The following is a 12,370-nucleotide window of genomic DNA, read 5'->3' on the forward strand; positions in this document are numbered from 1 at the left end:
CAAATTCTTTTCCTGCAGCTTCTCTTTTCTTTGAGATATCTGTAAGAACTCTTTTAAATGAACTTGCGAGATCTGCTCTAAACTTATTATTGAAATCAGAGGTCTTCATTTCCATCAGCTCTTCAGCATTTTGGACTTCTTCAAGCTTTCTTTTAAAAAGAATATTTAAGAAGCGATCTGCTCCTGAAGAGTGTTTGATATACTCATCAAGTGCTTGCTCAAGTTGTGGCAATTGAAAATAGAGCTCACCTAATATTTCTGCTTGTTGGTAAGTTGCCGACTTTCCAGGTAGATCAGTGATAGGGGATTCTATTTTCTTATAAAGAGGAGATATTAAACTCTCTAATTCCTTTTCTACTTTTGAAGTGTGTTCCTTCTTTAGTTTCTCAATTTCTGAAGGAGTTTTCGCTTTCGCGTCTTCAAGTAGCTTCTTTGACTTTGCAAGCTCTTTTGAAATATCTGAAAGAACCTCTTTATCTTTGTAGTGCTTATTTGTATCGATATCAAACATCTCAAGTGTTTTAACTTGGTTTCTCACATCATAGTAAGCACAATTTAGTTTTACGAAAGTGTCGATATCCGCTTCATTTTCAAATTCAAATCTCTTCTCAAAGATCCCATTGATAAATCTCATCATTGAAGCTACAGCGAGTCCACCATAGGCAACAGAAACCCCACTTGGAGAGTACAAACCGAATTGAGAGAAAGTTTGAATGACATCTGCCGAACGCTCTAATAGTGGGGTATCATCTAAATTACTACATTTGCTTTTATTGAATAGGGTATTCATCCCATCCATAAGTTTTGTCAGAGGAATTCCATCGACTTCAATTTCATCTACACTAGGAACAACATCAGTTGTGTCCTTTCCTGTTTCTTCAGCAATTTTATTCAGCTCTTCTTCAAGCTGTTTTGAGCTTGTGAGGATTTGATCAACCAAGGCCTGATTATCATCAAAGCAGTCATCTTTAAAAACAGTGACAATAGACTTCAAGCTGTCGGCCGTCTTCTTATATGAGTTGGTATTATTAAGAGGACAGAAAGCCGGTCTTGATCCTGCAACCTTATTACTATCAATTACCATTTTGATTCTTTCTTTAAGACCTTCAGACACCTTAACATTGTTAAGGCTTCTAATATGTCCCTCTAGACCATTTGCCATAATCTTAGATGGTGAAAGAAGTTGAATGGCGATAGCAGTAGTGGCAATCAGCGCAGATTTAGACTTTTTTGACATACTCTCTCCCTCAGAAAATTGTTAAGTATTAATAAACAGCAGGAGCGTGAACAAACGTGAGCTTGAATTTGAACAATTTTTTAGCAAACTAACACATTCTGTGTTCAGGTGTGGGAAATTGTAATTTTTTCAAGGAGTTTGAGACCTTCAAGGACCGAAGGTCTCGTATATTTGATAACTTAGAAAGGTGCAATTGAGTAATCAGTCACGTCACAAAATTGGTCGATATCAAGATCGACTCTAAAAGTTCCGTACTCAGTATTAAATAGAGTTGTGTAACTTTCTTTCCCTTCTACAGAACTATTAAGTGTCGCAGTATAGTGCCAGTTATTAAATGAATCATTGAAGTCAGTCCCTAGTTCTTGAGAAAGAATATCAAAGGCCTGAAGCTCAACTTCTGTCTCACAACCTGTGGCCATAACAGCGCTCATTGTAACTAGTGATAAAAAGATAACTTTTAATGTCTTTTTCATAAATCCCCCATATATAATTTTTCGCCTTTATATAAAGGTGTTCACTATTGGTCAATAAATATAGAAGAGTCTGGAATCTTTATTTGGACAAGTGGGGGACAAGGCCCCCATTGTTAGGATTGTGTTAGTAGGGTCTAAGTTTTGAGCGACGAATTTTCTTCTTCTTTTTATTGCTTAGACTATAGTCATAATCGTAAATAGAGCCAAGCCATTCCCCATACATAGGGTTTGGAAGAACGATAAATTTATCTCCAAATTCTCTTTGATACTTCTCTGTCAGCTCATTTCTCTGGGCCATTGACTTTGTTTCAAAGAATGGACCAAAATCACCCATTGAATCTCCCATCAGTAGAACAATTCGATAATTCTTCATCACCATTTGTCTTCTTTTCTCTTTTGAGTGACCTTCTTCAGTTCTTAAAAAGAGATTCTTCTTTGAGACTGGAAAACCTAGCTTCTTTAAGTTGTCCATTGTCGCCTGGTATCCTCTTTGTTTTCTATTTGTAATAAAGAAAACTTCGACACCTTTTGATTTGGCGTAGTTTAGAAATTCAACAGCTCCAGGTAGGGCCTTGGCATCTGCAAGATCAATCCACTCTGCCCAATTCTCAGACGTATATTCTCTACCAACAAGAATATTCTTGGCCTGGTAAGGTGAGTTGTCGACAATTGTCTCATCGACATCAACTACGATGGCACGTTTTTTGGCATTATATTTACGACCTCTCTTTTGTAGGTCTTGGTCAAGTCTGAGTTTGGCAATATTAAAGGCCTGATAGATGAGGGCCTTGACTTCAGCTGACGTTTGGATCCAAAGAGTTCCGGCCTCTTGGTAATCAACATTCTCTTTTCTAACTGTTGCACAAGAAAAGAGTAGGGAACTTAGAGCTAGTAAAACAAGGTAACGCATATTTCTCCTTTCGAAATTATAATCCTCCTATCATTAATCAGATGAAAGGGATTGGCCAATGATTTAGGTCATATGCCCAGATCTTGGAAGGGATGTGAGAAAAGAAATTTTGGCAAAATTCATGGTGAATCTCTTTTTGTCACCTAATGAATAAGCTACGGATATTCCTGAAAATGTTCACATAAATAATTATAATTACGACAAAATGCAATAATTACCCTGTTTTTAAATATTTGCCACGCAATACTCTAGGAACTAAACTAAGATAAATGTATGTAAGTATTGTATAAAAGGAAGGAAATCTTATGAATCCAACTAATCTTCAGTTAGTAGGGACGATTCTTTTCGCGCTGGCCGTCTGCCACACGTTTCTCGTCTCTAAAATCCAACACCTTGCCCATAAGTATCCGGAAGGATCAATTATGGAAAACCTTCTTCACTTCTTAGGTGAAGTTGAGGCCGTTTTTGGAATTTGGGCCGCTATCTTTATTGCTTATTATTCAGCAACTGAAGGGCTCATGATTTTTGATGCTGACCACAAGGTCGTCGGTGGTGCTCTAAGGTATCTTGAACAAGACCTGAATTTTACAGAGCCTGCTTTTGTTTTTGTTATTATGGCAATGGCCGGGACGAGACCAATTATCGTTTTCGCTGAAAAGATCATTCTAGCAATTTCTAAAGTAATTCCTCTTCCGGGGAGAATGGCGTTCTATATTGCCTCTCTAGTTATTGGTCCAATTCTTGGGTCATTTATTACAGAGCCTGCTGCTATGACTGTGACAGCACTTATCCTACTTGATTACTATTACTCAAATGAGATGAGCGATAAATTTAAGTATGCAACACTAGGACTACTTTTTGTAAATATCTCAATTGGTGGAACTCTTTCTCACTTTGCGGCACCTCCTGTTCTTATGGTTGCCTCTAAGTGGCACTGGGGATTCGGACATATGATCACGAACTTCGGTTACAAAGCAGTTATCTCAATTGTTGTAGGAACTTTTGCGGTTGCCTTCATGTTTAAGAACGAGCTTAAAGGTAAACTTGAAATTAAAGCGAAGCACGACAACTGGATGGAGCCTACTTGGTGGATTACACTAGTTCACCTTGTCTTTATGGGGCTAGTTGTTTACACAGCTCACCACATGGTTTTCTTCCTAGGGCTTTTCCTATTCTTCTTAGGTTTCGCTGCTGTAACTCAAGAATATCAAGATGAGATTAAACTGAAAGAATCACTACTTGTTGGTTTCTTCCTTGGTGGTCTCGTTGTTCTTGGTGGACAACAAGCTTGGTGGCTACAACCAGTTCTAGCAAAGCTTCCTGATCTTGCTCTCTTTGGAGGATCAACAGCTCTAACGGCCATTACTGATAACGCTGCTCTTACATATCTCGGTTCATTAGTTGAATTAACTGATGCCAAGAAATACTACCTTGTTGCTGGTGCGGTTGCCGGTGGTGGTTTAACTGTTATTGCCAATGCTCCAAACCCTGCAGGTTTTGGTATTTTGAAAAGTTCATTTGGTAAAGACGGAATTAGTCCAATTGGGCTACTTGCCGGTGCCATTGGACCAACAATTTTAGCAATGATTTGCTTCTTAGTATTACCTAGCTTAGGTCAATAATATACTTTAAAGGAGAAGGCCTGGCCTTCTCCTTTTTTTCTTTTGTAGATGAAACTTACCAATAAGATTATTCTCATATTTTCAACTAGTATTATCGTTGCCTTTTCGGCTCTGACTGTCATTCTTTTGCCTGAGTATTTTAGAATTGTTGAAGAGGCTGCGATTGTCGATGCTTCTCATCAGGTCAACACTCTTGCTCAAGGGGTGGGAGCTTTCTTTAGAGAGAGAAAGCGTGAGGCCGCAGTCCTCTCAGAGTTCTCAGAAGTTCAAAGTATGGACTTTATTAAGATGCGTCCCAAGCTTATGTCTTTTCTTTCATCGAATGTCGATAATATTGAGAAGGTCATTATAGGGGATAAAAAGGGACGTTTTTACAATACATCTGGAGGAAATCCAAGACAGGGGCTCCTTAGAACCAGTAATGATTTAGACCCAAACGCAAGTCCTAAGAGTATTGCTAAGAGAGATTATTGGAAAGTTACTGTTGGTTCAAATTCTTTCAATGAGAGAAGAGTCTATATTTCTGAGCCAATGATTTCTTATACAACGGGTGTTAAGCAAGTTGTGGTTGCTTCAAGTATCAAGAAAGATGGAGCAATTTTAGGACTTGTTGGACTAACTGTTACTTGGGAGAGAGTTCAAAGGCTGATTGATAAGTTAAAGTATAAATTTCTTTCTCTAGAGAGTCCTCGCGTCTTTCTTATCTCTCAAACCGGTGCCTATTGGTATCACTGGGATGAAGAAAAGGTTGTCGGCCTTCTAAAAGAAGGAGACAAGATTGTTAAGGATGAAATAGGGCAAACGATTTCTCAAGTTCAAAAAATCGTTGAGGAAAAGAATCCTGATCTTGTTTATATCGGGAATAAAATGATTCTCGAAGAAGTCGGGTATCAACTCTATATGGCGGGAGAGCAAGAAAGATATATCTTCTATCGCCGTATCCCAGGAACAACTTATTCGTTAGGGTTAGATATAGAAAAGAATACTGTGATGTCTGCACTTAGTAAGTTTAGATCGACTGTTATTCCAATTATCATACTAGTTTATCTTGTGATTCTATCAATTCTTAGTGTACTTGCTAGAACTCTTATTACCCCTTTTAAAGAAATTACAGAGCAAGCGGGAAAACTATTAAATAGTAATAAGATTGATTATCTTGACACGAGTGCAAAGTCAGATAATCTCGTAAATCTTTTAAGGGATTCGATTAATAATGTTATCGGACAATTAAAGGAAAAAGAGCACTCATTAAAAGATAGTGAAAAACGTTTGGCCCTCGCTTTTGATGCTTCACGAGATGGAGTATGGGACTGGGACCTACGCTCAAATAATGTGAAATACAGCCCGCGTTGGTTTGAAATGCTTGGCTATGAAGAGAATGAACTCCCACAGGTTCTTTCGACTTTTGAAACACTTATATATGAAGGGGATAGACAGAGAGTCATGAAGCTCTTAGATAATTACCTCTCTGGTGAAGAGCCTGAATATAACACCAGAATTCGCTTCCGTTGTAAAGATGGAAGCCTTAAGTGGATTCTTGCAAGAGGGAGAATTATTGAAGAGTCCAATGATGGGACTCCTTTAAGAATGCTCGGGACTCATGTCGATATTGATGAACAAGTAAAATATGAGAATAAAATTAGTGAGCTCAATAGGTCATTAGAAATTAAGGTTAATGAGAGAACTTCTGAGCTAGTAAAAACACTACAAAAGGTTAGTGACGCCAAAACAGAAGCTGAGGCAGCTAATGATGCAAAGTCGATGTTCTTGGCCAATATGTCCCATGAGATTAGAACACCACTCAATGCTATTATAGGAATGACTCAGATCCTCCTTGACTCAAATATTGATTCGGATAAGAAGAATGAATTGAAAACCATTCTTGAGTCTGGAAATCTTCTTTTAACACTTATTAATGATGTTCTAGATCTTTCTAAGATTGAATCGGGAACTCTTGAGCTAAGCCAAGATGAATTCTGTATAGAGAATATTATTGAAGAGTCGGCCAAGATTATGGCCCCTGTTATACATAAGAAGGGGATCGAATTTATTGTAAAGAATGATCTTGGGCGCCGTTACAAAGTTAAAGGTGATCCCGAGAGAATAAAGCAGATTATTTTAAACTTTATTGGGAACTCATTAAAGTTTACTGATTCAGGATTTATCCGCCTTTCAATTAGTGAAGAACTTGGAAACTTCAAAATCATGGTTGAAGATACCGGGATAGGGATAAGCAAACTGGCCAGAGAAAAAATCTTCAAGCCTTTTATTCAAGAAGATATTTCTACAACGAAGAAGTATGGTGGGACTGGGCTAGGTCTAACCATTTGTAAAAAAATTGCTGAAATGATGAATGGAAGAATTAACTTTGTCTCTGAAGAGGGGGAAGGAAGTCGATTCTGGGTAGAGATACCACTGGATATTTTAGAGAAGCAGGAATACCAATTTTCTCAAGAGACTATTGAATACCTCGAAAATAAGAAAGTTCTTATTTATGAAGAGATGAAAGAAAATCGAGAGATTATTAGAAGGTTACTTAAGAATTATCAGATGGATATTTCTATTGGAACGAAGCTCGAGAGTTTCACTGAAAAAGTGACTAGCTTTAAATTTGATTATGTCATTCTAAGTTTTGACTCTATTCAAAAGTCTCCTAAATTGAGAGAACTAATAGATAGTGAAGTAAGTCCTAAGTTTATTATTACGAGTGCCTCAAATTCACCAAAACTTAAAGAACTAGAAAAGAAGAAAAGCGTTATATCGACTCTTCAAAAGCCTTTACTAAACTGCAATCTCAACTCATTCTTAGAATCTCTCTTAGAAAAGAATCAGGTAAGTGAAGAAACTACTCAAGATGTTAATCTTGATGATCTTTCATCTCATAAGGTTTTAGTTGTGGATGATAATCTGATTAATTTAAAAGTGGCGGCGGGCTTTTTAAAGAAGTTTAAGGTTGAGCCTGTCACAGTCACAAGTGGTGCGGACTGCTTAAAAGAGTTAATGAGAGAAGATTATGACTTAGTTTTTATGGATGTCCATATGCCAGAAATGAATGGGCTTGATACGACAAAAGAAATTCGTGCTGATGAAAAATATGGTCGTCCCTATATTATTGCTCTAACGGCCTTGGCCATGAAGGGTGATGCTGAAAAATGTGTGGAAGTTGGAATGAATGATTACCTAAGTAAGCCATTAAAGATTAAGGACCTCAAAGAGGCCCTTAAGAAATTCAAATTATCTATTTAATAACTTCGTCCAGTTAAACTTATCTTCAATTGAAAGCTCTTGAATACCAAGTAGCTTATCTCTTAGGTCTCTCGCGATTGGCCCATATTCTTCTTTGAGTATATAGTCCTTTCCACCACGATCATGCATTGAAGATATTGGCGTAAGAATTGCCGCTGTTCCACAAGCAAAACACTCAGTACAGCTTCCATCTTGAATCGCCGAAATCATTTCTGTAATAGACATACGTCTTTCATGAACTTTAAGCCCCTCAGATTTTGCCAATTCAATAAGAGAGTTTCTTGTAATTCCATTTAGAATTGTGTCTGTAATTTCTGGAGTATGTAATTCTCCATTGATTACAGCAAAGAAATTCATCCCACTCATTTCTTCAATACTTTCTTTATCTGTGGCAGAGAGCCAAAGTGTTTGGTCATAACCAAGTTTCTTTGTTTCAATCGCTGAGAGTAAACTTCCAGCATAATTTCCACCAGTTTTTGCTGCACCCATTCCACCTGAACAAGCACGTATCATATCTCGCTCAATAAGAACTTTGATACTTCCACCAGCAAAGTAGCTTCCTACTGGTGAGGCCACAACCATAAAAAGAAATTCTTCTGCTGGCTTGATTCCTAAGTTGCATTCAGAGGCAAACATAAAAGGACGAATATAGAGTGATTCTCCACTTCTTTTTGGAACAAACTTTCTCCCAAGCCAAGTGACTTCTTCTACTGCACCCATAAAGATTTCTTCAGGCACTTCGGGCATCGCCATTCTCTTTCCAGAAAGGTTAAACCTCTTCCAATTTTCAAGCGGACGAAATAGGTTAGGACCATTGTCTTTGTAATTATAGGCCTTCATTCCTTCAAAGATTTCTTGACCATAGTGAAGAACTTTACAAGTCGGATCAAGTTGTAGTTTTTCATACTTCTTAACTTCAACTTGGCTCCACTGACCATCTTTATATTCAGCCACTGCCATTATAGGCAGCATAACTTTTCCAAAACCTACATTATCTGGCATAGAGAAGTTCTCTATTGCGTCAATAGCTTCTTGTGTAATATTCATGATACTCTCTCGTTATTATTTCTTACAGATATACCCTGTAGCGTGAACTCGCCACATACTACCTTGGCTAACCTCATCTGTAACATATAAAGTGTCAGCACCTTTCTTACCGGCCTGATTTCTCGCATGGTTGATCGCAAGATCCATTACACCTTCATCATTCTCACCAACGACACTGATGACCGCACGACATCTCTTGTGAGGCTTCTTATTAACAACTTTAATCTTCTCTCCTTCAGGAGTTAGAACAGTTTTTGAAACAGCACAGCTCGTCATAAGAGCGGCAGCAGTCACTGCAAATAAGACTTTCTTCATATGTGTATCCTTTGTGAGTTAAGTAAAAAGATTCTATCGACCAAAATTGGCTTTTGATACAAACACCGCGTCATACAGAAATGTTGACGTAGCAAATTCAAATGATTATATTATAAATCCACCAATCGTGGACGTATAGCTCAGTGGGAGAGCACTGTCCTGACTCGACAGGGGTCGCAAGTTCAATCCTTGCTACGTCCACCATCTTTTTTATGGAAGCTTAAGAGGCCATAGATAATTTTTATCACCTTCTTGGCCACTGAATACCTCTAAAACATTTAGACATACTTTTATTGGGCTGGCACTGCATTTAAAAAGCCCTGTAGCAGCAGGATTATGTGCGTTGTTTATTTTGTCATTCATATCCCACACTTCGTACCAGCTGGAAGTCTGTGTCGAATAAGTAATAACTTTCTTATTAACTAAGATATAAACTTGGTCATTATTTCCTATTATAAAGTCTTTAAGACTTCCAAGAGAGCCGTCATAGTAGCTATTCCATGTCACTCCATTATCAGTAGAAATAGAAAGTTTATAGAGATTAGAGGCAAATAGTTTTCCATCAGAAGTTCTCTGAACTTTTATAGAAGATGAATTACCAGGTGTTCGTAACATTTCTGTCCATGATACTCCTTGGTCAAGAGTTCTATAGATGACAGTCGTTGTTGTTACTCCACCGTCTTTTTCAGTTGCTCCGAGCCAGATACTGTCATCGCTAAGGACCTCTAGACTTCTGGCAGAAAAATTTGTACTTCCTGCTTTCATTGGAAACGTTCCAACAGTTGTTCTTACTGTCCCATTTGAAGAAGCTTTTCTTACTTGTGTACTTACTGCGGGGTCAGACTGCCAAGCTACATAATAAATATTCTCAAAACTATCTGAGCCCATAAAGGCTTTGTAGTTATTTGTTGTTCCGGTATTGAATAGTTCTAGAGTTGTCCATGAAGCGCCACTATCACTGGACTGTCTCAATAATAAGCCTTGCCTGCTTCCGCCGCTGGCATATACGTACCCACCTGAAACAGGTTCAATCGTGTGAGCACTTAAATCAAATGTTGGGTCGGTTAGAATATCTGATTGAGACCAGCTAATACCATTATCTGAACTTTTATTTATACTCCAAGTGTTATTTACATTATTATCCGTCATCATTGTAAAACCAGCAGTAAAGATATTGCCTAAAGAGTCTTCTTTGTAATCATTTATCTCGGTATAAATAGCGGATAAATATCTTGCTTCACCTCTAGAAGACCAAGTGACACCATTGTCAGTAGACCTGTAAGAATGAACTTGTTGTGAACCACCATCCTCATAAGTTATGCTTAAAAGCGAGTTATCATTTGCTTCAATAACAAAGGTTCCTTCTTTGGCAGGAGTATTATCGGATAAAACCTTTGTCCATGTGGCTCCATTATCTGTACTTCTAATTATTTCAAAATTTCTAGGACTTGTTGTGTTGCTCCCTACAGAAATTAAATCACCTGAAGTTGTTTTTAAGATATCTACTCCTTCAGAAGAGAGCCCATCAGTGTAAATATTTGTCCAGTTTAGACCTGAATCAGTTGTTTTCGAAATTACCCAACGTCCTAAATGTTTACTTGCGTAGTAAGCCGTTGTCTCAGATTCGATTAAAAGCTTTCCAAATTTTTGATAAGCTACTGAAGGAATCGAGTTTATACCAATTGAATAGGGCCCTGACCAAGTCCATGAACCTGCATAAGTTCCCTTGTAAAGAACTGTTCCAGCTCCTAGATCGCTCTCCGCAACTGCCCATATTACTCCCGCTGGAGAGGCCTTTACCGTGTATACGTCACGCGTATCGGAATCATTAAAAATGACAGACCAGTTTTGTCCATCGTCAGTACTTTGTTTGATAATTCCGACATCTCCTGAGGCCGATGTATGAGCATATCCTGAAGCGAAAAAATCATCTGTACTCGAATCATGTTCGATATCGTTACAAACATTATTTCCCGTTTCTAAGTTCCATCTGTCGATTGTTTGCCAGGTTAAACCTTGATCAGTTGATTTGCGAATAAACCACTCACTATTTATTATTCCACCAGATTCCCAAGCATATCCACATACGTAAATATCGTTATTCTTGGTTTCTATGCCGAGAGGATGACTCTCTCCTTCATCAGTAAAAATGAATTCATCAACAATAGACCAGTTTGAACCGATATCAGTACTTTTCCAAATAACCCATCTCTCCCAGCCAGGAGTGTCTATGACAACACTGGACATGTAGATATCACCATTTGCTGTTTTTGCTAAATTTGTTGGATAGTTTTGTTCTCCAAAAGATTTTGTCTGTTCAAGATGTATATTTTTTTCGAATCCAAGAATATTAAACTTTACTTTAGCCGTATTGCCCACATCATCTGAAACTGATATTTGATGAGCTAAGGGAGAGGATGACCTTGGAGCGGTATACTCTAGAAGAAGGTTGTTAAATGTTCCAACTCCTCCTGTCGAGACCAAAAAAGGTGCTTGTCCATTACTAAAGCTATACCCAATTGTCTCTCCTGAGTGAATTGTCGCATTTAATGGAGTGTAGTTTAAAGTATCTATAGAGGTACTATTTTTTTTAAAGAGACTAACATCAACAAGTCCCTCTTCTACACAAGACATACATAAGATCAATATAAAGAGAAGTCGAATAAACATACATACTTGATCGACAATTTTACTTGTAATCTTAAGGGGAGGAGACGTCTTTAAGCTTGAGTAAATAACTCAGTTTAGAGACTGTATCCAAAACCTATCCCATATCGACTAATATTGATGTCTTGGTCTTGGTTAGATAGGAGGTGCTGTTTATAAAAAGTGTGAGCAGAGAATGATTTTGTTAATGATAAGTTAAAATAGACGATATACTTCCATCCTTCAGTATCTGTCTGGCTTGTTACACTTTTAGAAAACGATGTTTTAAGAAGTAATGGGTAAGAAAAATCGAATAAAAAATCAGTTCCTAGAGTAATGAAGCTAATGGCCTGTCTGTTTACTTTGAGTTCTGTTTGGGAGCCATCAGATAATTCCTTGAAGTTGAATAAATTGAAAGACTCATAGTCAATACCGTAAAAAAGGTTATCGATAATATTATTTATGACTGTTCCTGCATATAGATTTACTCCAAACTCAGGGTCCAAAGAAATCTTTTCATTATCTATTTGGTTATTCGACTATTGATTCCCTGTACCGTTAGAGCTGATAGTAGCTAGAAATGAGACATATTTATGGATTTAAGTTTATATTTTTTTTAAAGAGACTAACATCAACAAGTCCCTCTTCTACACAAGACATACATAAGATCAATATAAAGAGAAGTCGAATAAACATACATACTTGATCGACAATTTTACTTGTAATCTTAAGGGGAGGAGACGTCTTTAAGCTTGAGTAAATAACTCAGTTTAGAGACTGTATCCAAAACCTATCCCATATCGACTAATATTGATGTCTTGGTCTTGGTTAGATAGGAGGTGCTGTTTAGAAAAAGTGTGAGCAGAGATGATTT

At 37.6% G+C, this 12,370-nt stretch carries 9 protein-coding genes and 1 tRNA gene; 3 read left to right on the forward strand and 7 right to left on the reverse strand.

Features of this window, described 5'->3' with window-relative positions; genetic code table 11:
- The 3 genes from M901_RS06075 to M901_RS06085 form a co-directional block, all read right to left on the reverse strand.
- A partial coding sequence (locus M901_RS06075) for a hypothetical protein (RefSeq protein ID WP_021277306.1) occupies nt 1-1,237 on the reverse strand: 1,237 nt, incomplete at its 3' end.
- 179 nt (nt 1,238-1,416) lie between these two features.
- Nucleotides 1,417-1,710, reverse strand: coding sequence for a hypothetical protein (locus M901_RS06080; RefSeq protein ID WP_021277308.1), 294 nt, complete (start codon nt 1,708-1,710; stop codon nt 1,417-1,419).
- A 124-nt stretch (nt 1,711-1,834) separates the two neighbouring features.
- Nucleotides 1,835-2,620 (reverse strand): 5'-nucleotidase, lipoprotein e(P4) family, encoded by a 786-nt coding sequence (locus M901_RS06085; protein WP_021277307.1) that lies wholly within the window; start codon nt 2,618-2,620, stop codon nt 1,835-1,837.
- 305 nt (nt 2,621-2,925) lie between these two features.
- Between M901_RS06085 and M901_RS06090 the strand changes: the two genes are divergently transcribed.
- Nucleotides 2,926-4,242 (forward strand): putative Na+/H+ antiporter, encoded by a 1,317-nt coding sequence (locus M901_RS06090; RefSeq protein ID WP_021277303.1) that lies wholly within the window; start codon nt 2,926-2,928, stop codon nt 4,240-4,242.
- Between the two features lie 48 nt (nt 4,243-4,290).
- Nucleotides 4,291-7,488, forward strand: coding sequence for a response regulator (locus M901_RS06095; protein ID WP_021277304.1), 3,198 nt, complete (start codon nt 4,291-4,293; stop codon nt 7,486-7,488).
- On the opposite strand, the gene M901_RS06100 is transcribed toward M901_RS06095, so the two are convergent.
- Together M901_RS06100 and M901_RS06105 are read right to left on the reverse strand one after the other, a co-directional pair.
- Nucleotides 7,477-8,535: a branched-chain amino acid aminotransferase gene (locus M901_RS06100; RefSeq protein ID WP_021277310.1), complete on the reverse strand. Its 1,059-nt coding sequence runs from the start codon at nt 8,533-8,535 to the stop codon at nt 7,477-7,479. The genes M901_RS06095 and M901_RS06100 overlap by 12 nt on opposite strands.
- 15 nt (nt 8,536-8,550) lie before the next feature.
- Nucleotides 8,551-8,850 (reverse strand): DUF4156 domain-containing protein, encoded by a 300-nt coding sequence (locus tag M901_RS06105; RefSeq protein ID WP_021277311.1) that lies wholly within the window; start codon nt 8,848-8,850, stop codon nt 8,551-8,553.
- Between the two features lie 129 nt (nt 8,851-8,979).
- Between M901_RS06105 and M901_RS06110 the strand changes: the two genes are divergently transcribed.
- Nucleotides 8,980-9,054, forward strand: a tRNA-Val gene (locus M901_RS06110).
- Nucleotides 9,055-9,060: 6 nt separating this feature from the next.
- On the opposite strand, the gene M901_RS06115 is transcribed toward M901_RS06110, so the two are convergent.
- Nucleotides 9,061-11,520, reverse strand: a complete 2,460-nt coding sequence (locus M901_RS06115; protein ID WP_021277309.1) for a sialidase family protein — start codon at nt 11,518-11,520, stop codon at nt 9,061-9,063.
- Between the two features lie 74 nt (nt 11,521-11,594).
- The gene (locus M901_RS06120) at nt 11,595-12,002 is read right to left on the reverse strand and encodes a hypothetical protein (protein ID WP_021277305.1); all 408 of its coding nucleotides are present in this window, start codon (nt 12,000-12,002) and stop codon (nt 11,595-11,597) included.
- Nucleotides 12,003-12,370: the final 368 nt, after the last annotated feature.

This window comes from Bacteriovorax sp. DB6_IX, assembly GCF_000447775.1.
Classification (GTDB): Bacteria; Bdellovibrionota; Bacteriovoracia; order Bacteriovoracales; family Bacteriovoracaceae; genus Halobacteriovorax_A.

Coding starts and splice junctions, on each gene's coding strand:
- M901_RS06080 (WP_021277308.1), bottom strand. CDS start 1,710: ATGAAAAAGACATTAAAAGTTATCTTTTTATCACTAGTTACAATGAGC.
- M901_RS06085 (WP_021277307.1), bottom strand. CDS start 2,620: ATGCGTTACCTTGTTTTACTAGCTCTAAGTTCCCTACTCTTTTCTTGT.
- M901_RS06090 (WP_021277303.1), top strand. CDS start 2,926: ATGAATCCAACTAATCTTCAGTTAGTAGGGACGATTCTTTTCGCGCTG.
- M901_RS06095 (WP_021277304.1), top strand. CDS start 4,291: ATGAAACTTACCAATAAGATTATTCTCATATTTTCAACTAGTATTATC.
- M901_RS06100 (WP_021277310.1), bottom strand. CDS start 8,535: ATGAATATTACACAAGAAGCTATTGACGCAATAGAGAACTTCTCTATG.
- M901_RS06105 (WP_021277311.1), bottom strand. CDS start 8,850: ATGAAGAAAGTCTTATTTGCAGTGACTGCTGCCGCTCTTATGACGAGC.
- M901_RS06115 (WP_021277309.1), bottom strand. CDS start 11,520: ATGTTTATTCGACTTCTCTTTATATTGATCTTATGTATGTCTTGTGTA.